The sequence below is a fragment of the Pedococcus sp. P2_E5 genome (genome assembly GCF_056403895.1).
On the sequence record NZ_JBFUEP010000017.1, the window covers coordinates 38,134 to 61,243 of the forward strand.

Below are 23,110 nucleotides of genomic sequence, written 5' to 3' on the forward strand. Positions count from 1 at the left end.
GCCTCAGGCCGTGACGAGGGACGACACGACCTTCTCCGTCGCCGCATAGAGGCGCTCGACCTCGTCGTGGTCGGCGGCGATGGCCGTCACCCCGAGCCTGCCGTCGACGCGCAGGCAGCTCAGCATGTGCAGGACGACGCCGACCCGTCGGACCGGGTCGAACTCGAGGCCGGCAGCGGCGACGGCGTCGATGACCTGTCTCGGCGTGAGACTCGTCCACGACGGGTCCATGAACCCGTCCGAGGAGCGGTAGCACCGCCGGCCGGTCCCGTCGTGCAGGTCGTAGCTCCCGGTCGCGGCGTCGTAGGTCCCCGGCGCCAGGTGGCGCAGGGCGGCGAACGGGTGCGTGGTGCCCCCCTTGCGCAGGTTGACCTCCAGGGCACGCACGTCCCAGTGACCCCGGCGCCGCAGCGCGAGGAAGTCGATGCCGAGCCGACCACGGGCTCCGCGCTCGGCCAGCCACCGACCCACGGCCACGGCGTACTCACCGAGCCGCGCGGCATACGCGGGGTCGGCCGGGAAGCGGCAGCCCGAGTAGACCTGACCGTTGTCGCCACCGAGGATCTGCTCGTGGGTCGACACCACCCGCACGGAGCCGTCCGCCAGGACGTCCACCTGGGCGCTGGGACTCTGCACGTGACGACCCGTCAGCAGCTCCTCGACCACCGCACCTGCCTCGAGATCAGCGACGTACCAAGGTGGGAGGGACTGCTCGAGCGCCACGACGAGGTCGTCGGGTTCGATGGCGTGTCCCACCGGGTCACGGACGGCGACCACGACGTTGCCGTCGCCTGCCCCGCTGTTGTCGTGCTTGACGACCACGCACGCGAGCTCGGGCCTGGTCCGTCGGATCTCGGCGACCGCCCGGGCCACGCCTGCGAGGTCGTGGACGTCCTCGATCCCGGCGGGCGTGGGCACGCCGACCTCACGGAACAGCCTGCGACCGGCACTCTTGAACCCCAGCGGCCACAGTCCCGGATCCGTGCCGTTGACGGGCACCCCCAGCGCCCTGGCCACCTCGAGCTCGGTGTCGGTGACGTTCCACGGCTCGATCACGGCGAGCCGGTCCTCGGTCAGCCGACGGAGCTGCTGCAGCAGATCCGGCCGGTCGAGCAGCTTGGCCGACACGCCCCGCGCGGTGCGGTCGTCGACGGTGACGACGTGGAGCCGCTCGAGCAGGCCCCCCGGGCGGTCGGGTGACCCGAGGCGGTCGTAGTACTCGAGGACCTCGGGCTCCGGGGCCTGACAGGTCACGAACACCAGCTCGCACCCGGGAATCCTGGGGAGCATCAGGGTGGTGAGCAGGTAGCGGTGCTCGTAGGCGCCGAGCCTGGTCGCATAGTGCGCCAGGAGGCTGTCGGCCAGGCTGAACGCGGGGAGGATCACGACGACGTGCGGGATCGTCGAGCCTGCGAGGTTGGCGGCCATGGCTTCGGACAGCCCCGCCTGACGCTCCGCGTCGCCCAGCACGTCGCCTCCCGACTCCCTGCCCTCTGCCCTTTCCCTGCCCTGAGCATCGGGGTGGTCGGTCAGCCTGCGGAACCGGCGTTCTCCGTACCCGCTGAGCCGGTCGACCCTGACAGTGAGCGACCTGACCCGCCTCAGAGCAGGCGCAGCACCTCGTCGAGCTCGGTCGCGTCGTACCAGAGGAGGTCCGCCATGCCCTGGTCCCCGGCCGTCTCGTCGACGTGGAACGACACGATCCGCGAGAGCGGCACAGCGGCCGACACGGTCACCGCGCCCAGGCCCTCGCGACCACCGTCGGTCGACACCGACCCCGGGTCGACGTCGGCGGCGGCCACCACCCGCTTGGCGACGCTGGTGCCCTGGAGTCCCGCCGCGGCCTCGACGGCCTCGACCAGCGCGGCATACTCCCACTCCTCCTCGAGGCCGGTCGGGTCGGCACGTTCGACGCGTTCGGTGACGCCGAACGCGGCGATCGGCGCTGGTCCGAGCCGGCGTTCGGCGGCAAGCCGACGCACGGCGTCGGGGAGCAGCGGTACGTAGATCCGGGTCTGCGTCATTGTTCTCTCATCCCACGTCCTCACTGGGTCCAACGTCCTGGAAAGCCGAGCGGTCGGGCAGGGGGGCAGGCTCGTGCAGCGCCACTGCGGACGTGCGCAGCGAGGTGGCGATGACTGCGGGGCGACGGCTGACGTCCATGAGGTTGGAGCCGAACGCCTCCAGGTCCTCCTCGCCGGGACCGAGCACCGTCACGTCGGCACCGTCGCCGTGGACCTTGGCCAGCTCGCGCAGCACCCGCAGCGTCACGCGGTTGCGCCACTGGCGCTCCACCCGGGTGCGCCAGTGCGTCGGCGCGTCGCGGACGAAGCTGACCTGGGGCGCGAGGACGTAGACCTCGTCGAGCTCCAGGCCGGTCATCAGGTCGAGGTTGGTGGACGACCAGGCGCCGCCGTCGATGTAGCGGTGCTCGCCGATGCGCACGGGCTGGTACCAGCCGGGGATCGCGCACGACGCCATCACCGCTGCGGAGAGGTCCACCACCGGAGCGCCTGCCCGACCGAACGGCACCCGCTCACCGGTGTCGTAGTCGAGGGCCACGATCGTGAGCCCGGACCGGTCGGGCCATCCGCGCGGCACGACGTGACCGACGAGCGCGCCGACCGCCTCGATGCTGCCGCGCCCCTCCGGCAGGATGGCCGACAGCACCGCCGTGGGCGGCAGGTGGCGAAGGTTGAGTGCGTTGCGCCGCAACAGTTCTCGTGATCCCAGACCGACCTTGGGCAGTCCGGGGCGGTCGCCACCTGTGTCCTTCTCGTAGTTCCAGGAGTACCCCGCGAGGGGTCCCACGTCGATGGTGCCTTCGAGCTGGTGGACGAGCAGGTCGGTGACCGACACCCCCGACGCGAGCAGTCCGGCGAGGACCGAGCCGGCCGACGTCCCCACGAACTCGTCGAAGTCGCGGGCGTCGACGCCGAGCTCGTCCTCGAGGGCCTTGAGGGCGCCGACCATCCAGGCCGCACCCAGCACACCACCGCCACCGAGCACCAGGCCCCGGCGCGGACCGCGCGGGCGAGAGCGCTCGGCCCCTGGGCGGGACGCGGCGGTCATCGCGCCTTGGACCGGTGGCTGTCCAGGAGCTCACCGAGGGAGTCGACGATGCTCTGGCCGAGCACGTCGATGTCGGGCATCGAGTCACGATCGGCGTTGAGGCCGTAGTAGACGCCGCCGTCGTAGGACGTCAGCCCGATCGACAGCGCCTGACCCTTGGCGAGCGGCATCACGGGGTAGGTGGACAACATCCGTGCGTCACCGGCATACAAGGTGTGCTGCGGTCCGGGGACGTTGGTGATGACGACGTTGAACAGGCGCCGCGACATGGCGGAGCCGAGCCGCGCGCCGAGCGAGTGGAGGGTCGGTGGTGCGAATCCTGCTAGTCCTGCAAGCGATTCGGCACCGACTGCCTGGCCGCCCTCCATCTGCTGGCGCATCGCGAAGGCGATCTGGTGCAGCCGCATCGAGGGACCGGGCTCCCCCACGGGCAGGTCGACGAAACAGGCCGTGAGGCGACTGCCGACGTGTCGCGCGTCGGCGTCGTAGACGCTGACCGGCACCATCGCCCGCACCGTCGTGCCCGAGTGGACGGACTCTCCCCGGGTCAGCAGCCAGGTGCGGAAGGCGCCGGAGATGGTGGCGAGCACGACGTCGTTGATCGAGACGTCATCGGCGTAGTTGCCTCGCGTCAGCCGACTGCGGACCTTGCGGTAGTCCTCGAGATCGGTGCCGATCATCACGTAGCGACGAGCCTCGCCCACCGAGGCGTTGAGCGGTGAGTGCGGGGCCGGCCGGGCTGCGGTGCGAGCCAGCGTCGCCACGACATCGCCTGCGGCGGTGAGGGCGCGAGCGCCAACGGCCTTGACGTCCACGATGCCGCCGCGGATGTTCTCGACGACCTCGCTCGGGCGACGCACCGCATCGACGAGCGCGCCGGTGACCAGCTCGATGTCGCTGGGCTCCCGCGACGGGCGCCAGGTGTCGGTGACCAGCCCCTCGGCGGCCGGGTCGCCGTCGACGATGACGTGCGCGATGTCCACCGCGTTGATGCCGTCGACCAGGGCCTGGTGCGACTTGGTGACGATGGCGAACCGGCCCTCGTCGAGGCCCTCGACGAGGTAGACCTCCCAGAGCGGCCGGTTGCGGTCGAGGGCGCGCGGCTGGATGCGGGCGACGAACTCCTGCAGCTGTTCGTCGTTGCCCGGCTTCGGGAGCGCCGAGCGCCGCACGTGGTAGGTCACGTCGAAGTTCTCGTCGTCGACCCAGACCGGGTTGGCGAGCCGCCCGGGGACCTGGCGGATCCGCTGGCGGTAGCGCGGCACGAACGCGATCCGCGTGGAGATGAGCTGCACGAGCCGGTCGTAGTCGAACCCGTCGCTCGGTGGGTCGAACACCATGACCGAACCCACGTGCATCGGCGTGGTCGCCTCCTCGAGGTAGAGGAACGACGCGTCGAGGGAGTTCAGGCGGTCAGGCACCCGCTCATCGTGTCAGAAAGCGCTGTTTAGACTCGCGTTCGTGACGAAGATGACTCTGCGCGTGCCCCTTTCGTATGCCGCGGGGCTGGCCCTCGCCCTGTGCCTCACCGCCTGCGGCGGGGCCGGTGACGCCGCGGTGGGCACCACGAGCGGGTCGTCGAGCTCGTCGTCCTCGAGCACACCCGACACGTCGGCGTCCGACGGCGCCTCGGGCAGCTCATCGACCCCCGCCGGCCGCACGATCGACATCAGGGTCACGGGCAACCAGGTGGCGCCCGCCCCGGCAACCGTCGACCTCGGCGTCGGTGAGTCCCTGACCCTGACCGTGACCAGCGACCATGCCGACCAGCTGCACATCCACGGCTTCGAGATCGAGAAGGACCTGGTCGCGGGGCAGCCGCTCTCCGTGACCGTCACCGGTGCCCAGCCCGGCGTCTACGAGGTCGAGACCCACCACCCCGAGCTGCGCCTGCTGAAGATCGCGGTCAAGTGACCCTGCCAGCTCTCGCCGCGCTGCCGGCCCACGGGGTCGGGTCCCGCGAGGACCTTCCACTGCCGTTCACCCTCCTGCTGGTCGGCGCGGGGCTGGCACTCGTCGTGTCGTTCGTGGCGCTGGGCGCCCTGTGGAAACAGCCCAGGCTTCGGCCCGAGGACGGCCGGCTGCTGCCGATGCCGGTCGCCCTGGCCCTCGACAGCGCGGCGGTGCGCGGTCTGTTCGTCATCGCGTCCCTGACGATCACCGGATGGACCCTGCTGGCGCTGGCCCTCGGCAAGGACAACGCGAACAACCCGGTGCCGTCGGTCGTCTACGTCTGGCTCTGGGTGGGGCTGGCCTTCGTCTCCATGGTCTTCGGCGGCATCTGGCGGTTGGTCAACCCCGTGCGCTGGCTGCACCGGGGCATCCTCGCGGCGCTGCGGATAGAGCCGGACTTCGCGCTGGCCGAGTACCGGCTCGGCTACTGGCCCGCGGCAACGGGGCTGCTCGCCTTCGCCTGGCTCGAGCTGATCGCACCCGACAACGCGGACCTTCCCGTGCTGCGGGTCGCGATCCTCGGCTACCTGGTCCTCAGCCTGGTGTTCGCGATGGCGTTCGGCGGCCCCTACCTGCGCCGCGGCGACCCGTTCACCGCGTGGTCCTCCCTCTACGGCACCCTCAGCCCATTCGGGCGCCGGGCCGACCGCCGATGGGTCCTCCGCACGCCGTTGCACGGCCCCCTGGAGCTCGGCGCCGCCCCGGGGCTGCTGGCGGTCTGCTCGGTGATGCTGGGAACGACCGCCTACGACGGCTTCTCCGGAGAGACCCGCTGGTACACCTTCGTCCAGTCCTCCAGCCTCCCTGCCCGGGTGTGGGAGACCGGCGCGCTGGTCACCTTCAGCCTCGTCGTGGCCGCCTCCCTGTATGCCGCGGCCGTCCTCTCCGCGCGGCTCGCCGGAGTCAGCGTGCGCGGAGTCGCCACGGCCTTCGCCCCTTCGCTGATCCCGATCGCCGCGGGATACCTCGTCGCGCACTACTGGTCGCTGTGGGTGTGGGAGGGCACCAACGGCCTCGCGAAGATGTCAGACCCCTTGGGCAGCGGCGCCAACTGGCTCGGCACTGCGGGCGTGACCCCGTCGGCGTCGCTGATCGCTCCCGGCCTCGTCGCCGGCATCCAGGTCGTCGCCATCATCACCGGCCACGTCCTCGGCGTCGTCGCCGCGCACGAGCGGGCCGTCTCGCTGTTCCCCCGCCGGGCCGCCGTGCTGGGTCAGGTACCCCTGCTCGTGCTGATGGTGGGCTACACCGTCGGCGGCCTCACCCTGCTGTTCAGCTCCTGAGGTTCAGCCGGCAGGGTCAGCGGCGCCGGCGGCGGCGGCGCTCGGGTGCGGACACGGCATACGGGGTGGTCAGCGACGCGATCGCATGCCGCAGCTCGCACTGGGGTGCGAACTCGGCCAGCGACGTGCCGGCGAACATGGCGCCGTCGAGGCTGCCCTGGTCCCAGGGCAGGTAGGTGAGGTCCTCCATGCCGGCGAACCGGCCCAGGGCATCGGCGATGCGTCGCTCGGGTCGGGTGCCGACCGCGGACGCGCGCACCTTGTTGACGACCACTCGTGGGGTCGGCGACGTCACCGCCGCAAGGTCCTGGACGGCACGGACGAGTCGTTGCAGGCCGACCGGATCTGCCGAACCGACCACGAGGAGCTCGTCGGCGGACTCGAGCGCGGTGAGGGTGGCGGCGTTGCGTCGGGGGGCGAGCGTGTCGTAGGAGAGCTCTTCGTCGGCCTCGATCGCGAAACCGCAGTCGATGACGACGAACTGGCTCAGCTGTCGCGCGACCGCGAGGACGTGAGCGACCGACGGCGCGCGCAGCTCGGTCCACCGCTCCGCCCGGGGTATGCCGGTCAGCACGCGCAGGCCCGGGACCACCTCCGGAGCGATACGAGCCAGTGCCGCGAGGTCGAGCGCGCCCTGGTCGGCCGCCCGCGCCGCGGCCGCGACGCCGGGAGCCTCGTCGAGAAGGCCGAGTGCCTGCGCCACCGACGCCCCGTGGGTGTCGCAGTCGACGAGGAGGGTGGGCGCGCTGCGGGCCAGCTCTGCCGCGAGGTTGAGGGCGACGGTGCTGCGTCCCGGGGCGCCGGTCGGTCCCCAGACGGCGATGACCTTGGCCGCCACGATCGGCTGGGCCGACTCGTCCAGGTCATCCGCGAGGTCCACGACGATGCCCTCCCCGGCGGCGAGGTGGCCCAGGTGGCCGAGGGAGTCGAGGACGTCGTCGATCTCGTGGCTGGCCAGGTCGGCCCGGAGCACGACGGTCAGGCCGAGCTGGCGGAGCCGTCGCTCGCCCAGGTCGTCGCCGGGTGCGACGACCCCGGCCACCTCGACGCCGTGACTGGCGAGCTCGTGCAGAGCCGGCCGGTCGAGGGCACGCAGGTCAGCCGTCACGAGAGCGACCTCGCCGAAACCGGCAGCCGCAGCGGCCAGGAGGTCGGGCAGGTCGGCGCAGCGTCTCGACACCGTGTAGCCGGTGGTGGCTTCCACGGCCGTCACCAGCTCGGACTCCCAGGCGCCGTTGAGCGCGGCGATGACCGAACGGGTCACTGGTCGACCCGCAGCGACGTCCCCGCGATGGGGACGACCGTGATGCGTGCCCCCAGGTCGACCGCCGCGATGATCTCCTTGATCTGTGCGGTGGGAGCCATCACCTGGATGGGACGATCACCCGACGCGCCGCCTCCCAGGCCCCCGCTCGTCCTGGGGAGGCTCGAGACCGACACGCCTTCGAGGACCAGTTCGGGACCGGAGAACGCCGTGCCCCCGGGAGCCGCGCCCGGGTCGGCCTGGTTGACGTAGACGTCGACGCGGGAGCCGACCCGGAGCGCTGCCGCAGCGCCGGCGTCGACCGACAGGGTCAGCGGCTGGACCCCGACCTGGTCCCTGCCCCCCACCGCCGCGGCGGGGACGAGCTCGCCGACGCTGACCTCACGCAGCACGTATCGGTCCGGAGCCAGTCCCTCCGTGGCCGGCAGGTAGCGCGACAGCTGGGAGCCCAGCCGCACGTCCACCCGTGTGAGGTCGTCGTCGCCCAGCTGTTGCCCGGGCACCAGCGGTCCCCGCGCGGCATACACAGCCGTCCGGTCGTCGGCGTGGGCAACCACGAACGAGCCGAGGCCCGCCGAGGTGAGCACCAGCAGCACACCCACCAGGAGCCGGGTGTCCCGCCACCGCGGTTTCTGGAGCCTGGCAGCCTTCGGCACGGGCAGATCGGTCATGGTGATGTCCCCTCGATCATCCATTTACCAGCCTCTTCGGCCGCACCCGCCGGGACATCATGACGCACCGAGGTGGTCCAGCGCCGGGTGAATCCACAGGTTCGCGGGTCATCCACAAGGTCGGTAGGCCAACTCCCCCAAACGGCTATAGATGCCAGAATCTGCTCATCGACCAGACGCAGCCACAAGAACATGGTAAAAATTCGGTCAAGAGAACGTCTACTTCCAGTCAAGTCGGCTGGCGGAAAAGAAGAGGGGATTGACGTGGCTAAGCGCTTCATTCAGCTGGCTGAGGTCTCGGAAGTGCTCGACATCTCATCCGCCCAGGCCTACGCCCTGGTCCGATCCGGCGAACTGCCGGCCATCAAGGTCGGCGGCCGCGGTCAGTGGCGCGTCGAGGTCGCCGAGCTCGAGGGGTACATCCAGCGGATGTACAGCGAGACCAAGACCTTCGTCGCGGCCCACCCGTTCGGTCAGGGCCAGGACTGAGACGTTGCGCCCTGCGTGGGCCGCCATCCGGGGGGATGGGGGTCATGGAGGTCAGGCCCACGCAGGGCGCAGCATGACCACAGCGGAAAAGGGTACGAGGCGTCGCCCGGTGACGTTCTCGGTACGCCTCGGCAGGTCCGCCGCGTGTTCGCTGAGCTCGAGCACGTCGAGACCGACCGCATCGATCGTGCCGGCGACGACGGCGCCCGTGAGGTCCGTCAGGAGCACGACCGAGCGGTCCCGGCTCAACCCGCGCAGGGCGTAGCCCAACCCGAACCTGCGCCCCGAGGCAGTCCCGCGGACGCGGGCCGACAGCCCGGTCACGGCCGTCACGGCCGAGAAGGGAATGAGTGCCGGGCCCGACGACGGCCCCGCCTTCGGCCCGTTCGCCTCCGCTGCGAGCAGCAGCCACCCGTCGCCCACCTCGGCAACGCGTCCCCGTGCGATGGCGCCGTCGCACAGCGACACGGTCACGGGGCCTGTCCCTGCGGCTGCCAGCCGCTCGTAGAGGCCCACCGAGGCGCGTTCGCGCCTGGTCCGGTCGGCGACCTCGGCGTCCAGCTCTCGCCTCGACTCGGCCTCCCACTGGGCGGCCAGGTCTGCGAACAGGGCATCCCACCGCATCGCGTGCCCCCCTCGTCCCTGTTCCCGCTGCCGTTCGCTGAGACGTCGCCGGCCAGCGACCGTGACGCGGCCGGGCCGGACTGGTTGTGGCGCCGGACCTCCTTGCCATCTGCAAGCGCACGTCGTTATGGTTCAGCCGACGCAAACACAGGCAAACAACCATCCGGGGGGATCATGAGCCGCGCCATTCGTATCGCTGTGGGCACCATGTCAGTGCTGGGGGTGCTCGGGCTCGTCGAGGGCGCGCTCTGCCTCGCCGTCCGCGCCCAGTGGCGGATCGTGCACGCGCCAGGGCCGGCCAGCCTGGCCGAGGCACTGACGCTGATGGTCGTGGCCGTCGCTGCCGTCCTGGGCGCCTGGCTGGCCCTCAGCACCGGCGCCGCGGTGCTGGCGCACCTGCCGGGGAGGTTGGGCGATGCCGCCGACCGGTGCGCCCGGGCCTGGGCTCCAGCGGTCTCCAGACGCATCGCCGCCGCGATCGTCGGCGCTGTCGTGGGAGCCGCCCTGGCGCCCGGGACCGCCTTCGGGGAGGGCCCGACCGCGCCGCCCGCAGCCCGTGCCGCCCTGGCCCCCGCGTTCACGACGACCGCACCGGCGCCGGTCATCGCCCCCGCCAGGGCCTCTGCCACCGTCCCTTCTCCCGCACCGCCCTCGACACCGACCGCGGCACCGACCCGGGCCCCTTCGCCGGCACGGCTCCCGGCCCAGGAAGGGGCGACCGCTCCCCCTCCGGCTCCGGGGTGGACCCCCTCCCGGCCGGTACAGCGACCCCAGCCCGCCTCCAGCCTGGTCACGGGCCGCATCGGCCCGCACCCGGCACCCGAGGTCGTCGTCGTCCACAGGGGCGACACGTTGTGGGACATCGTCCGCCGCCATCTCGGGCCGGACGCCACCGATGCGGAGGTCGCGGACGCGTGGCCGGCCTGGCACCACACCAACCGCACGGTGATCGGCGAAGACCCCGACCTGATCCTCCCCGGCCAGGTCCTGCGACCGCCGCCACGCCCGGCCGCGGACCCCGCCGGCGCGCCCTCCGGAGCGGGTCGATGACCGGGGCCGTGACCGGGGCCGTGACCGGGGCCGGGGCCGTGAGCGGGTCGGTCGGCTCTCCGGCGACAGAGCCGCCGGTCTCGCGACTCAGGCCCCTGCGCATCGTGCCGGCGCCGCGCACCAGACCGCCCGTGCTGTCCGAGACCGAGTCGTGGGTCCCCGACGACATCGGGGCGCCCCGCTACGTCCAGGACGCCCTCGCGATCGACTTCGACAGCCTGACCGACGAACAGCTCTTCGGGGAGCGGCCCACCCGCCGGGACGACCTGCCCGATCCACGGGAGTGGGCCGGCCACATCGCCCAGGGGCTCGTGGAAGTGATGGCCGGCGCGCGCCCCGCACCACAGGTGCTCCGCTGGACCACCCCCGAGGTGTATGCCGCGGTGGCCCGCCGCGCCGCCGTCTCGGCTCGGCGTGGCGCAGGGTCCACGCGGAGAACGGTCGTGCGCGGGGTGCGGGTCTGTGAGCCGGCGGACGGGGTCGCCGAGGCGAGCGCCGTCGTGGTGGACGGTGGCCGGGTCCGCGCGCTGGCTTTCCGCCTCGTCGGCCTCGACGGTCGATGGCGGGTCGAAGCCCTCCAGGTCGGCTGAGGGCCACCCCCGACATCTGGCCACCCCCGACTTCTGGCCACCGGTGGCGCACCAGACGCCCCGACGGGGGCCCGCACCCCGCATCAGTGGCCAGAAGTGCCGGTCACCAGCCACTTCTGGCCACCGGTGGCCCACCAGACGCCCTGACGGGGGCCCGCACCCCGCATCAATGGCCAGAAGTGCCAGTCACCAGCCACTTCTGGCCACCGGTGCGCCGTCTCGAGACCACGAGAGCCCGGCACCCGACCTGAGTGGCCAGAAGTGCCGGGCGTCGCGATCAGGGTCGGGTCAGGCCTTCCCGTGGCACATCTTGAACTTCTTGCCCGAACCGCAGGGACACGGGCCGTTGCGGGAGACACCCTTGAGCTGGTCCTCCGTCAACGTGTCGCCGGCCGAGCCCACCGCTCGGTGCTCGACCTCACCGGTCTCGCTCGGGGCGGAGTACTGCAGCTGCTGCGGCCGACGCTCAGGCTGGTCGAGGCCCTTGGCGCGGAAGCTCGGGTGCTTGTCGACCGCCGCGGCGGACTCGGCAGGCACCCTGTCTGCGTCCGCGGCCTGGCCGCCGTTGCTCGACACTGCGGGAGCGTCCACTGGCTCGTCGACCTCGGTCGCGGCCGACGACAGTCCCGAACCCGCCAGCATGTCGGAGACACTGACCGGCTGGACCACCGGCGCCTCGGCCTGCGGCTGGTCGACGTCGACCTGCACGTTGAACAGGTAGCCGACCGACTCTTCCTTGATCGACTCGTTCATCGCCTCGAACAGCTGGAAGCCCTCACGCTGGTACTCGACCAGCGGGTCGCGCTGGGCCATCGCCCGCAGGCCGATGCCCTCCTGCAGGTAGTCCATCTCGTAGAGGTGCTCACGCCACTTGCGGTCCAGCACGGACAGCACGACGCGGCGCTCCACCTCGCGCATGACCTCTTCGCCGAGCTCCGCCTCGCGGGCGTCGTACGCGTGGTGGGCGTCGGAGGTGATGTACTCCCGCAGGGTGTCAGGCGTCAGCGAGCCACCCTCGGCGGCCAGCACGGCGTCCTGCGTGACGGAGACGGGGTAGAGCGTCTTGAGCGCGGTCCACAGCCGGTCGAGGTCCCAGTCGTCGGCGAAGCCTTCGGCCGTCTCGGCGTCGACGTACCCGCCCACGACGTCGTTGATGAAGTGGCGGATCTGCTCGTGCAGGTCCTCGCCCTCGAGGACGCGGCGCCGCTCGTCGTAGATGACGGTGCGCTGGCGGTTGAGGACGTCGTCGTACTTGAGGACGTTCTTGCGGATCTCGAAGTTGCGGCCCTCGACCTGGCCCTGCGCGCTCTGGATCGAGCGGCTGACCATCTTGGACTCGATCGGGACGTCGTCCTCCATCTTGGCCGTGGTCATGAACCGGTCGACCATGGCCGCGTTGAACAGCCGCATGAGGTCGTCCTGCAGGGACAGGTAGAACCGCGACTCGCCGGGGTCTCCCTGGCGGCCGGAACGACCACGGAGCTGGTTGTCGATGCGGCGCGACTCGTGGCGCTCGGTGCCGAGCACGTAGAGACCACCGAGCTCGGTCACCTCGTCGTGCTCGGCCTGCACGGCCTCCTCGGACTTGACGAGCGCGGCATCCCAGGCGGCTTCGTACTCCTCCGGCGTCTCCACCGGGTCCAGGCCCTGCTGCTTGAGGGTCGCGACCGCCATGAACTCGGGGTTGCCGCCGAGCATGATGTCGGTGCCTCGACCGGCCATGTTCGTCGCCACCGTGACGGCGCCCTTGCGACCGGCCTGTGCCACGATCGCGGCCTCACGCTCGTGCTGCTTGGCGTTGAGGACCTCGTGCGGGACACCCTTGCGGCGCAGCTGGTCCGAGAGGTACTCGCTCTTCTCGACCGAGACGGTGCCGACGAGCACGGGCTGCCCCTCGGCATACCGCTCCGCGATGTCGTCCACGACGGCGGAGTACTTCGCCTCCTCGGTGCGGTAGACGAGGTCGGCCTGGTCCTTGCGGATCATCGGGCGGTTGGTCGGGATCGGGACGACACCCAGCTTGTAGATCGAGTTCAGCTCGGCCGCCTCGGTCTGGGCGGTGCCCGTCATGCCGGAGAGCGTGTCGTACATGCGGAAGTAGTTCTGCAGCGTGATCGTGGCGAGCGTCTGGTTCTCGTTCTGGATCTCGACGCCCTCCTTCGCCTCGATCGCCTGGTGCATCCCCTCGTTGTAGCGCCGGCCGGCGAGCATGCGGCCGGTGTGCTCGTCGACGATGAGGATCTCGCCGTTCATGTTGACGTAGTCCTTGTCCCGCTTGAACAGCTCCTTGGCCTTGATGGCGTTGTTGAGGTAGCCGATGAGCGGGGTGTTGACGGACTCGTAGAGGTTGTCGATGCCGAGGTAGTCCTCGACCTTGGCGATCCCGGCCTCGAGGACTCCGACGGTCTTCTTCTTCTCGTCGACCTCGTAGTCGCCCTCGCCGGACTCCAGCTCGCCGCGGGTCAACCGCTGGACGATCTTGGAGAACTCGGTGTACCACTTGGTCGCGGCGTCGGCCGGGCCACTGATGATCAGCGGCGTGCGGGCCTCGTCGATGAGGATCGAGTCGACCTCGTCGACGATGGCGAAGTTGTGGCCGCGCTGGACGAGCTCGTCGACCGACCAGGCCATGTTGTCGCGCAGGTAGTCGAAGCCGAACTCGTTGTTGGTGCCGTACGTGATGTCCTTGGCGTACTCCACGCGACGCTCTTCCGGCGTCATCGACGCGAGGATGACGCCGGTCTCCAGGCCCAGCATGCGGTGCACGCGGCCCATCAGCTCGGACTGGTACTCGGCGAGGTAGTCGTTGACCGTGACGACGTGCACGCCCTTGCCCTCGAGGGCGTTGAGGTAGGACGGCAGGGTCGCGACGAGGGTCTTGCCCTCACCGGTCTTCATCTCCGCGACGTTGCCGAGGTGCAGCGCGGCGCCACCCATCAGCTGCACGTCGAAGTGCCGCTTGCCGAGGGTGCGCTTGGACGCCTCGCGGACCGCGGCGAAGGCCTCGGGAAGGAGGTCGTCGAGCGTCTCGCCGTCGGCCAGGCGCTTGCGGAAGACGTCGGTCTCGGCCCGCAGCTCGGCATCGCTGAGCGCGGCGAAGTCCTCCTCGATCGAGTTCACCTGGGCGGCGATCCCGTGGAGCTTCTTGAGGATGCGGCCCTCACCGGCACGCAGCAGCTTTTCGACGATCTTGGACACGCAATATCTCCTGAAGTTTCTGATCTCCTGCTACGCCCGGAAGTTTTGATCTCCTGCTACGCCCGGAAGTTTCTGATCTCCTGCTACGCCCGGAAGTTCGCAGCCGTGGTCATCCGGGTGGCAACGGCCCGACCTAGGCTAGTCGAGTCGGCGCACCACCGCGGACGTGCGGGCGGGGGAACCCTCCCCCAGCGCCGAACGCGCCGCAGCCCGCGCCGGTTCCGCACCCCCCGGCACACCGCGGGCAACCCACACAGGTATGCCGTGTGGGCACCCTGTGTGGCACTCTGCGCCTCAGGGCGCCACGAGGTCCTGGTAGTCCGGGTGGCGGGCGATCCAGGCGGAGATGAACGGGCAGAGTGCCACCACGTCGTGCTCCGCCCTGGCGCGGACGTCGTCGAGCGCTCCCCTGGCCAGCTCCGCACCCACACCCTCCCCGGCGAACGCGTCGTCCACCTCGGTGTGGGTGAAGACGATGTGGTCGCCCTTGAACCGGTACGCGGAAAAGCCCGCCAGCGTGCCGTCGATGTGGGCTTCGTAGCGGTGCTGGGCGGGGTTGTCCGTGATCACGGGGTCCGTCATGGCCCCAGCCAAGCACGACTGTCAACGCCGGTGGTGACGGGTCCTGCCTGCCCCGGGACGGGCTGTCGCGCGCCTCCCCGGTAGCGGGACTACGCCATTGAACCCTTGCCGCGGCGCGGACCAGTGACCACCATGAGCCCACACACCCGACGCAGGGAGGCCAACGATGTCCAACCACCCGTCCCGTCCCGCCCTCCGGGCAGTCGCCGCGGCAGCAGGAGTCGCACTGGCGAGCGCCCTTGCCGCCAACGCGTGGACCCCGGCCGTGGCCGCTCCCCCCGATGCCGCACCGGGCAGGCCGTTGACCGTGATGACCCGCAACCTCTACCTCGGTGGGGACATCAACCGCCCGCTGGTGGCCACGGCCGGCAAGACCGGCGCCGCGGCCCTGGTGGCGTTCGGCAACTCCAACGACGAGCTGCGCGCCGTCGTCGACCAGACCAGCTTTCCCCTGCGCAGCAAGCTGTTGGCGGCCGAGATCGCCTCGCAGCGCCCGGACGTGGTGGGCCTGCAGGAGGTGGCGATGTGGCGTCGCGGTCCTCTGGAGCTGGGCGCCATCGGCACGGCGAACGCGCCGGACGTCGACTACGACTTCCTGACGACGCTCACCAACGACCTCGCGGCCGCAGGGGCGCAGTACCGCGTCGTCAACGTGCAGCAGGAGTCCGACGTGGAGGGGCCTGCGTTCAAGGGCAACCCGTTCGCGGGGACGATGACCAGCGCGCGCGACGTGCGGCTGACGATGCGTGACGCGATGCTGGTGCGGGTCGACCCGGGCCTCACCGTGCAGGCCAGCGGGGGTGGGCAGTACGCCACCCGTCTCCCGGTCAGCGTCGGCGGCGTTCCGTTCGTGTTCATCCGCGGCTACAACTGGGCCGACGTCCGCTCGGGGTCGACCGTCGTGCGCGTCGTCAACACCCACCTCGAGTCGGCCAGCTCCGACATCGCGCTGGGGCAGGCCCGCGAGCTCCTGGCCGGTCCGGCCGCGCCCTCGAGCAAGCCCACCGTGGTGGTCTGCGACTGCAACTCCGACCCGCTCGACCACAGCGTCAAGCGCACCGACCCGCTCGGCACCCCCCACTCAGGCCCGTACGACTTCATCGTGGCAAGCGGTTTCACCGACGAGTGGCTGCGCCTGCGGCCGGGCAGCTGCCCGGTGGACGTCCGGGACGACGGCTGCACCTCAGGGCTGTCCGAGGCCGTGACCGACGCGACCGCGGCCGGCTTCGACCACCGGATCGACCTGGTGTTCGCGCGAACCGCGGCGGGCGGAGCGGCCGTGGACCGCGGCACCGTCACCGGCAACGAGGTGTCCGACCGTGACGCTGCCACGGGCCTGTGGCCCTCCGACCACGCCGGTGTCGTCATGCGGCTGCGCGGGCTGCACTGACAGCTGCTGCCGAGAGGGTGGCAAACCGGCGCTTCCCGGGCGGGAAGGGTCGGTTTGCCGCCCTCTCGGCGCACGGAGCTCCGGCCAGTCGCCTCAGGCGACGGCACCGACCTCGGCGTCCTCACCCTCGGAGTTCCACGAGCCGCGCTCCGGCGACTTCGCGATGGCCAGGCAGGCCAGCGCGGCGAACAGGCAGAGTCCCCCGGCGGTGAGCCAGGCCGTGAAGTAGTCACCGGTGCTCTGCCGCACCCAGCCGGCGTAGCTCGCCGCGACGCCGGCCCCCACCATGTGCGCGGCGAAGACCCAGCCGAACACGACGCCCGAGCGCGCGACCCCGAAATGCCTGCGGCACAAGGCAATCGTGGGCGGGACCGTGGCCACCCAGTCGAGGCCGTAGAAGACGATGAAGATGAACAGGTTGGGGTGGATGTCCGGGCCCAGCAGCGCGGGGACGAACAGCAGCGCCAGCCCACGGAAGCCGTAGTAGCCGCAGAGTAGCAGCCGCGGGTCCACCTTGTCGGTGAGCCAGCCGGACGCGATGGTGCCTACGAGGTCGAAGACCCCGACGAGGGCGAGCAGGCCGGCCGCCGTGGTCTGCGGCATGCCGTGGTCGTGGGCCGCGGGGATGAAGTGCGTGCCGATCAGCCCGTTGGTCGACCAGCCGCAGATCCAGAACGTGCCGAAGAGGATCCAGAAGGTCCGTGACCGCGTGCTCTCGCGCAGCGTGCGGACCGCGAGCGTCGCCGGTCCGACCTGCGATCCGGTATGCCGCGTGGCCGGCTCGTCGAGCACGTCGCCCGGYTGTGCCCCGACCGGGCGCAGGCCGAGGTCGGCGGGTCGGTCGCGGACGACGAAGGTCACGAGCGGCACGAGGAGGAGCGCGGCTCCGGTGACCACGAGCGCGGCATACCGCCAGCCGGGGCCGGCGGCGAGCGCCGCGATGCCCGGCAGGAACACGAGCTGCCCCGCGGCTCCGGCCGCGGAGAAGATCCCGGTGACCAGTCCGCGCCGCGACTCGACGAACCACCGGTTCGCCACGACGGCGCCCAGGACGAGTGCCATCGCACCCGCACCGACGCCGACGAACACACCCCACAGCAGCCACAGCTGCCACGGCGCGGTCATCACCGTCGTGAGGCCGCTGCCGACCGCCACCAGGACCAGCGCCAGGGTGACGACCCGGCGCAGGCCGAACCGCTCCATGAGCGCCGCCGCGAACGGTGCGGTCAGGCCGTAGATCACGAGGTTCGCCGTGACCGCGCCCGAGGTGGTGGCGCGCGACCACCCGAACTCGGACTCGAGCGGCTCGAGGAGCGCGCCCGTCGAGGAGCGGAAGCCGGCCGCCGCCACGAGGGCTCCGAGGATCACGGCGGCCACCCACCAGGCCCGGTGCACGCGCGGCCCTCGGGTTGCGGTGGTGGTCGCAGTCGCGGCAGGAATCGTCACTGTCGCAGGCTATCTGCCAGAACGGCGGYGCGAACAGCGCTTTCCGGACAACCGTCCCCCGGATCCCGCCAGCGGCGGTGCGGCCCGCCGTCAGTCGTCGAGCGGCGCCGGTGCTCACCCGTTCAGGCACAGGTGTCCGATTCCTCACCTCTCGTGGGCCCGACACGGCAGAGTTGCCTGCGTGCCTGCCAACGCGTCGAACGCCCCTGCCGAGCGCGAGCCCGGGCCGAACACCCTCTTCCGGTGGCTGCCCGTCGCGCTGATGGCCGTCGCACCGATCGCCTTCCTGCGGGTCGCGCTGAAACCACTCGACGACCCGGACGCGTTCTGGCACATCCGGGCCGGCTCGTACCTCTGGGACACCTGGACCTTCGTCGGGGATGACCCGTTCTCGAAGTTTGCCGCGAAGCCCTTCGTGATGCACGAGTGGCTGCCCGAGCTGCTGTTCGCGGGCGCCTACCGCATCGGTGGATTCGCCGGCGTCGCCGCCGTGCAGGCCGTGGTCGTCCTGCTCCTGCTCGCGACCTTGTACGCCTGCTGCCGCGCCTTCGCGTCCAGCCTCATCGCCGCAGTCGTCGCGCTCGTCGGCTGGGTCGGTGCCTCAGGAGGATTCGCGGCGCGACCCCAGATCGTGTCGTTCATCCTGCTGGCCGTGACGACGACCGCCTGGCTGCGGACCGTCCGGGACGGCAGGGCCCGATGGTGGCTGGTTCCCCTCACCTACGTCTGGGCCTGCAGCCACGGTCTGTGGCTCGCGGGTGTGATGGCAGGCGGGGTCGCGGTGGCGGGCATGCTGCTGGACCGCACCCGTCCCGTGCGAGCCTGCCTGGTCCTGGCGGTCATCCCGGTCGCCTCCACCGTGGTCGCCGCGATGACGCCGGTCGGTCCCCGTCTCCTCCTCGCCCCGCTCGAGGTCCGGGGCTACGCCCACTTCGTCACCGAGTGGCGTCCTGGCTCCGTCGACCAGCTGTTCTTCGTCGCCGCCCTGGTCCTGGCGATCGGTGTGGCGTCTCTCTGGGCGAAGAGCTCTCTGTCGGTGCCCTACGCGACGATCGGGCTGTGGATCCTGGCGACCGTCTGGATCATCGCCTACGCCCGCACCGTTGCGCTGGGAGCGGTGATGCTCGCACCGATCGCGGCGAGCGCCCTCGAAGGGAGCTCCCGTGCCGGCGCGATCGCCCTCCGCCCCCGCCGTGAGTGGGCCGTCGTGGGCGGCGGCTACGTCCTCGCCATCAGCCTGGTCCTCCTCGTCGCCCCGTCGGTGGCCCGGGTGCCGGACACGACCTTCCCGTCGGGTCTGAACAGGTCCCTCACCGAGCTCACCCCGCACACGGTCGTCTTCAACGACTACCGCCTGGGCGGGTGGATGGGACTCACGCAGCCCCAGCTGGACCCCGTCATCGACGGCAGGACCGACGTCTTCGCGCTGCCCTACGTCGAGGCTTACGTGTCCGCTTTCGACGGCCGACGTGGGTGGCAGGCGACGGTGGCCGACTCGGGGGCGAAGGCCGCGCTGCTCCGGGCGGACGGACCCCTGGCCGATGCGCTGCAGCAGCAGTGGCACTGGCGCGAGATCGGACGCGACAACGGTTACGTGCTGTTGACTGCCGAGACCGGCTAGGCGTCGTCCGGACCTGCGGTGGTCCCCACCCGGGCGAGGCCCAGCCAGCCCGCCATCAGGGCGAGCTCGTCGTCGAGGGCCGCGCGCGCCTCCTGCGGCGCCCCCGGCTCCCAGTGCACGGACTGGAGCCGCAGCACCCCGGCGGCGCGGTCCGCCTTGAGGTCGCACCGCGCGACGAGCTCGTCACCGAACAGGAACGGCAGCACGTAGTAGCCGTGCACCCGCATCGGCGCCGGCACGTAGATCTCGAGGCGGAAGTCCATCCCGAAGAGGGCCGCCGTGCGGTCGCGCTGCCAGATGAGCGAGTCGAACGGGCTGAGCAGCGCCTGGGCGCTCAGCTTTCGCGGGCGTCGCGCCTCCGGATGCAGGTATGCCGGTCGCTTCCACCCCTCGATGGTCGCCGGGACCAGGGCCCCCTCCGCGACGAGGGCGTCCAGCGCCGGGCGGGACTGGTGGGGCTTGAGGCGGAAGTAGTCCCTCAGGCACTGCTCGGTGCCCACCCCGTGGGCGCGGGCGGCGATCAGCACCAGCTCCTTGAAGGCGACGTCGTGCGGCGGCCGCCCGGCCGGGTCGGAGGCGGCTGCGGCGAGGTGACCGGGCAGCACGCGGTCCACCGCGGCATACCGTCGCTCGAACTGGCTGCTGCGCCCCGCGGAGCTCACCTGTCCCGCCCAGAAGAGGTGCTCGAGGGCGTTCTTGACCAGCGACCAGTTCCAGCCCCACTCGTCGCGCTGGCGGGGCAGGTCGTGTTCGAGGGCCGCCTCCAGCTGGCGCGAGGTGAGCGGTCCGCGGGCGCTGACCTCGGCGAGCACCGCCGCGACCAGCTCGGGGTGGTCCCTGGCCACGCTCTGCATGCCACCCCAGGCATCGTGCAGGGCGCGCTGCATGCGGAAGTCGAGCAACGGCCACGTCGAGGGCGGGATGAGGCTGGCCTCGTGGGCCCAGTACTCGACCAGTCGCCGGGGCGAGCGGTCGCGCGCCCGGTCGAGGAGCGCGGTGTCATAGGGACCCAACCGGGAGAAGAACGGCAGGTACTGGCTGCGCGTGAGGACGTTGACGCTGTCGATCTGGACGATCTGCACCCTGTCGATGACGCGCTGCACGTGACGCATCGTGGCCGCCCCCGGCTCAGGCCTGGGATCGCCGAAACCCTGGGCTGCCAAGGCGATCCGGCGCGCCTGCGCACGCGTCAGTCGCAAGGGCACGGGTGTCGTCACAGCGTCGTCACAGCAGGTGCGTCGCTGGTCACTCGCCGGGTTCGAGGAGGTTCTCGCGGACGGCATACATGGCCGCCTCCATGCGCGAGTGGAGCTGGAGCTTCTCGAGGATGTTGCGCACGTGGTTCTTGACCGTGTTCTCGGAGATGAACAGCTGGTGCGCGATCTCCTTGTTGGCCATGCCCCGCGCCACGAGCCGCAGGACCTCGAGCTCGCGATCGGTGAGCCGGGGCGCGCCGACCCCGGTGGGCCGCTCCCCCTGGCGCTTGCTCATCTGGGCGAACTCCGCGAGCAGCTTGGAGGCCATCGAGGGCGAGATGAGCGAGTCGCCGTTGTGGACCGCGCGCACTCCGTCGGCGATCTCCTCGCCGGGGACGTCCTTGAGGAGGTAGCCGTTGGCGCCCGCCTTGACCGCCTCGTAGAGGTCGGACTCCTCGTCGGACATCGTCAGCATGATGATCTTGGTCGACGGCACGAGCGCCTTGATGGTCTGGCAGGCCTGGATGCCCGACGTGTGGGGCATCCGCACGTCCATGAGGACGACGTCGGGCAGCAGCTCGACGGTGCGGTCCACCGCCTCCTTGCCGTCGCCGGCCTCGCCGACGATCTCGATGTCATGGTCCTGGGAGACGACCATCTGCAGGCCACGGCGGTAGAGGACGTGGTCATCGGCGATGACGACCCTGATCGGGTCAGCCCCGCTCGTCACACCACCATTCCCATTCGTCACGAGCCACATACTGTCATGGCGAGGCCGCGACGCCGGGCGAATGCCGCGTGGCCACGCCCGGCGTCGTCGAGGGTGGGAGTCAGGAAACCTTGCGGGCGACGCCCTGGTCGTCGGTGACGTCGAGGTGGATGACGCCGTAGGACCAACCCCTGCGGCGGTAGACGACGCTCGGCTGGTCGGTCTCCTCGTCGTGGTAGAGGTAGAAGTCGTGCCCGACGAGCTCCATCTCGCGGACCGCCTGGTCGAGGGCCATCGGCACGGTCGCGTGGATCTTCTCGCGGATCTCGACGGGTGAGTTGCCCTGGGCGCCGAAGGGGTCGCCGTCGCCGCCGACCTCGTGGACGTGGTCCTCGCCACCGCCCTGCGCCGGTTCCTGGATCCGCGCGGTGGCGGCGGACACCGACTCGGGCGCGTGCCTCCCGCGGTGCACGCGCTTGCGGTCCTGGGCCCGCCTCAGCCGCTCCATCAGCTTGTCCAGCGCCACGTCGAGCGCTGCGTACTTGTCGTCAAGACATGCCTCGGCCCGCACGATCGGGCCCTTCACGTGACAGGTGATCTCGACCCGTTCGCAGGCCTTCGCCTGGCGCTTGTTCGACTCGTGGCTCACGATCACGTCGACGCGCTGAACCCGCGGCGCGAGCTGTGGGATCTTGGCCAGTTTCTCGTCGAGGTGGTCACGGAATCGGTCTGAGACCTGCATGTGGCGTCCGGTGACGACAATTTCCACGGTGTCCTCCATGGTTTCGGCGGGTGTTCGAGTCGGGCGGCGTGACCCGGGTTTCAGCCGCGGCACCACCCGCGCTCTGACGACGCGAGGGACAGTGACACGAGGGACACTGGCCCGGTGGTCACCCACGTCGGGGACTCGGACGTCGGCGTCGAGGGCTCCGCTCCCCGCCAGAGGGCGCCCGCCGGACCGCGTCCGAGGCGCCCTGTTTGCGTGACGTGCACGGGGGCCAGGGGGGCCATACGTCGAACTTAGACCACCCCAGCCGATTGCGACACAGGGATTGGCTGAGCCTTTACCCGGAGTTGGTGGTGCGCCGGCTGGGAGTCGGTTTCCGCCGCTGCGTGGCACAGGTCGTCGCCGCCACGACGGTCACCGCGCCCGCCGACCGGAGCGCCCGGGCCGCCTCGACCAGGGTCGCCCCGGTGGTCAGCACGTCGTCGACGACGACGCACACGGCGCCCTCGAGAGCGTGGGCCCAGTGCCGCCGCACGGCCATGGAGTGCTCGAGGTTGACCGCACGCTCGCGCGCGCCGAGCCCGGCCTGGTCGGCGACCCGGCGCCGGAGTCGCAGCGCGGGCGCCACGACGGCCTCGTCCGCGGCGAACCCCCTCACCGCGTGGGCGGCCACGGCCACCAGGGGCGCGTCCCCACGAGCGCGAACCGATGCCCGGGACGACGGGACGGGCACGACCAGGAGGGGACCGTTGTGGCGCGCCAGGACCTCGACCGCTGACCGGCAGGCGCCGACGGCGGCCTCGAGGGCACGGCCGAGGAGCTCCCCGAGCAGCAACCCGCAGTCGCGCCGGCCGTCGTCCTTGTAGGCCGCGACCACGGCAGCGAGYGGCCCACGGTACGGAGCGCTCGCGAAGACGGGCGGAAAGCCCGACGGACAAGGGTCCGGACGGACCTGTCGGGGTCCCCCGAACCAGAGGATCCGGCCGAGCTCGTCCAGGCATTCACGGCATACCGGATCGTCCGGCTGGCCGCAGGCCGCGCAGCTGACCGGCAGGGCCAGGTCCGTGAGGGTCCCCATCGCCCCGGTCACAGGGTTCGGCGGGGCCATGTCCCACATCGTGTCGGCGCGGTGTGTTGGCGTCGATTCGGAGGCGGAAGCCTGTGGACACGACTAGTCTGGGCAGTGGCCTGTGGACAACTGCTGGGTGCCGGGGACGCGAGACGGGAGGCGGGTATGCGGTGGCT

General features: G+C 71.2%; 21 protein-coding genes. 7 read left to right on the forward strand and 14 right to left on the reverse strand.

The genetic code is table 11. The annotated features are described in order from the left end of the window. Nucleotides 1-3 precede the first annotated feature (3 nt). From AC1DVZ_RS07565 to AC1DVZ_RS07580, 4 genes are all read right to left on the reverse strand, one after another. Entirely contained in the window at nt 4-1,470 is a 1,467-nt protein-coding gene (locus tag AC1DVZ_RS07565; RefSeq protein WP_477617571.1) for a peptide ligase PGM1-related protein, read from the reverse strand. Between the two features lie 131 nt (nt 1,471-1,601). Then, the gene (locus AC1DVZ_RS07570) at nt 1,602-2,024 is read right to left on the reverse strand and encodes a DUF6912 family protein (protein ID WP_477617572.1); all 423 of its coding nucleotides are present in this window, start codon (nt 2,022-2,024) and stop codon (nt 1,602-1,604) included. Nucleotides 2,025-2,031: 7 nt separating this feature from the next. Continuing rightward, a complete protein-coding gene (locus tag AC1DVZ_RS07575; RefSeq protein WP_477617573.1) occupies nt 2,032-3,072 on the reverse strand; it encodes a patatin-like phospholipase family protein in 1,041 nt (346 codons plus the stop codon). Further along, a complete protein-coding gene (locus AC1DVZ_RS07580; protein WP_477617574.1) occupies nt 3,069-4,493 on the reverse strand; it encodes a WS/DGAT/MGAT family O-acyltransferase in 1,425 nt (474 codons plus the stop codon). The genes AC1DVZ_RS07575 and AC1DVZ_RS07580 overlap by 4 nt, the downstream gene beginning before the upstream one ends. A 40-nt stretch (nt 4,494-4,533) precedes the next feature. Between AC1DVZ_RS07580 and AC1DVZ_RS07585 the strand changes: the two genes are divergently transcribed. Together AC1DVZ_RS07585 and AC1DVZ_RS07590 are read left to right on the forward strand one after the other, a co-directional pair. Beyond that, nucleotides 4,534-4,986 (forward strand): cupredoxin domain-containing protein, encoded by a 453-nt coding sequence (locus AC1DVZ_RS07585; protein WP_477617575.1) that lies wholly within the window; start codon nt 4,534-4,536, stop codon nt 4,984-4,986. Beyond that, entirely contained in the window at nt 4,983-6,308 is a 1,326-nt protein-coding gene (locus tag AC1DVZ_RS07590) for a hypothetical protein (RefSeq protein ID WP_477617576.1), read from the forward strand. The genes AC1DVZ_RS07585 and AC1DVZ_RS07590 overlap by 4 nt, the downstream gene beginning before the upstream one ends. 16 nt (nt 6,309-6,324) lie before the next feature. Here the strand turns inward: AC1DVZ_RS07590 and AC1DVZ_RS07595 are convergent, their stop codons facing one another. Further along, nucleotides 6,325-7,572, reverse strand: a complete 1,248-nt coding sequence (locus AC1DVZ_RS07595; RefSeq protein ID WP_477617577.1) for a CpaE/TadZ family protein — start codon at nt 7,570-7,572, stop codon at nt 6,325-6,327. Beyond that, the gene (locus AC1DVZ_RS07600; RefSeq protein ID WP_477617578.1) at nt 7,569-8,243 is read right to left on the reverse strand and encodes a CpaB family protein; all 675 of its coding nucleotides are present in this window, start codon (nt 8,241-8,243) and stop codon (nt 7,569-7,571) included. Before AC1DVZ_RS07600 ends, AC1DVZ_RS07595 begins: the two co-directional genes overlap by 4 nt. A gap of 264 nt (nt 8,244-8,507) precedes the next feature. On the opposite strand from AC1DVZ_RS07600, the gene AC1DVZ_RS07605 reads away from it, so the two are divergent. After that, nucleotides 8,508-8,732, forward strand: a complete 225-nt coding sequence (locus tag AC1DVZ_RS07605; RefSeq protein WP_477615037.1) for a helix-turn-helix domain-containing protein — start codon at nt 8,508-8,510, stop codon at nt 8,730-8,732. A gap of 51 nt (nt 8,733-8,783) precedes the next feature. Here the strand turns inward: AC1DVZ_RS07605 and AC1DVZ_RS07610 are convergent, their stop codons facing one another. Beyond that, nucleotides 8,784-9,356 (reverse strand): hypothetical protein, encoded by a 573-nt coding sequence (locus tag AC1DVZ_RS07610; RefSeq protein WP_477617579.1) that lies wholly within the window; start codon nt 9,354-9,356, stop codon nt 8,784-8,786. Between the two features lie 174 nt (nt 9,357-9,530). Here AC1DVZ_RS07610 and AC1DVZ_RS07615 point away from each other — a divergent pair, with 174 nt between their 5' ends. Together AC1DVZ_RS07615 and AC1DVZ_RS07620 are read left to right on the forward strand one after the other, a co-directional pair. Then, entirely contained in the window at nt 9,531-10,406 is an 876-nt protein-coding gene (locus tag AC1DVZ_RS07615) for a LysM peptidoglycan-binding domain-containing protein (protein ID WP_477617580.1), read from the forward strand. Continuing rightward, the gene (locus AC1DVZ_RS07620) at nt 10,403-10,996 is read left to right on the forward strand and encodes an Rv3235 family protein (RefSeq protein WP_477617581.1); all 594 of its coding nucleotides are present in this window, start codon (nt 10,403-10,405) and stop codon (nt 10,994-10,996) included. Before AC1DVZ_RS07615 ends, AC1DVZ_RS07620 begins: the two co-directional genes overlap by 4 nt. A gap of 288 nt (nt 10,997-11,284) precedes the next feature. Here AC1DVZ_RS07620 and secA read toward each other — a convergent pair whose 3' ends face one another. Both secA and AC1DVZ_RS07630 read right to left on the reverse strand, forming a co-directional pair. Next, nucleotides 11,285-14,194: a preprotein translocase subunit SecA gene (gene secA / locus AC1DVZ_RS07625; protein WP_477617582.1), complete on the reverse strand. Its 2,910-nt coding sequence runs from the start codon at nt 14,192-14,194 to the stop codon at nt 11,285-11,287. 294 nt (nt 14,195-14,488) lie between these two features. Next, entirely contained in the window at nt 14,489-14,776 is a 288-nt protein-coding gene (locus AC1DVZ_RS07630) for a GNAT family N-acetyltransferase (RefSeq protein ID WP_477617583.1), read from the reverse strand. 166 nt (nt 14,777-14,942) lie between these two features. Between AC1DVZ_RS07630 and AC1DVZ_RS07635 the strand changes: the two genes are divergently transcribed. Then, the gene (locus AC1DVZ_RS07635) at nt 14,943-16,166 is read left to right on the forward strand and encodes an endonuclease/exonuclease/phosphatase family protein (RefSeq protein ID WP_477617584.1); all 1,224 of its coding nucleotides are present in this window, start codon (nt 14,943-14,945) and stop codon (nt 16,164-16,166) included. 93 nt (nt 16,167-16,259) lie between these two features. Here AC1DVZ_RS07635 and AC1DVZ_RS07640 read toward each other — a convergent pair whose 3' ends face one another. Further along, nucleotides 16,260-17,612 carry an MFS transporter gene (locus AC1DVZ_RS07640; RefSeq protein ID WP_477617585.1) on the reverse strand — a complete coding sequence of 451 codons (1,353 nt, stop codon included), beginning with the start codon at nt 17,610-17,612 and terminating at the stop codon, nt 16,260-16,262. 181 nt (nt 17,613-17,793) lie between these two features. Between AC1DVZ_RS07640 and AC1DVZ_RS07645 the strand changes: the two genes are divergently transcribed. Further along, nucleotides 17,794-19,233, forward strand: a complete 1,440-nt coding sequence (locus AC1DVZ_RS07645) for a hypothetical protein (RefSeq protein ID WP_477617586.1) — start codon at nt 17,794-17,796, stop codon at nt 19,231-19,233. Here AC1DVZ_RS07645 and AC1DVZ_RS07650 read toward each other — a convergent pair. From AC1DVZ_RS07650 to AC1DVZ_RS07665, 4 genes are all read right to left on the reverse strand, one after another. Further along, the gene (locus tag AC1DVZ_RS07650; protein ID WP_477617587.1) at nt 19,230-20,336 is read right to left on the reverse strand and encodes a winged helix-turn-helix domain-containing protein; all 1,107 of its coding nucleotides are present in this window, start codon (nt 20,334-20,336) and stop codon (nt 19,230-19,232) included. The two genes, AC1DVZ_RS07645 and AC1DVZ_RS07650, sit on opposite strands and share 4 nt — an antisense overlap. A 142-nt stretch (nt 20,337-20,478) precedes the next feature. Next, nucleotides 20,479-21,180: a response regulator gene (locus AC1DVZ_RS07655; RefSeq protein WP_477617588.1), complete on the reverse strand. Its 702-nt coding sequence runs from the start codon at nt 21,178-21,180 to the stop codon at nt 20,479-20,481. 79 nt (nt 21,181-21,259) lie between these two features. Next, nucleotides 21,260-21,907: a ribosome hibernation-promoting factor, HPF/YfiA family gene (gene hpf, locus AC1DVZ_RS07660; RefSeq protein ID WP_477617589.1), complete on the reverse strand. Its 648-nt coding sequence runs from the start codon at nt 21,905-21,907 to the stop codon at nt 21,260-21,262. Between the two features lie 295 nt (nt 21,908-22,202). Then, nucleotides 22,203-22,973 (reverse strand): ComF family protein, encoded by a 771-nt coding sequence (locus tag AC1DVZ_RS07665; RefSeq protein ID WP_477617590.1) that lies wholly within the window; start codon nt 22,971-22,973, stop codon nt 22,203-22,205. Between the last annotated feature and the right edge of the window lie 137 nt (nt 22,974-23,110).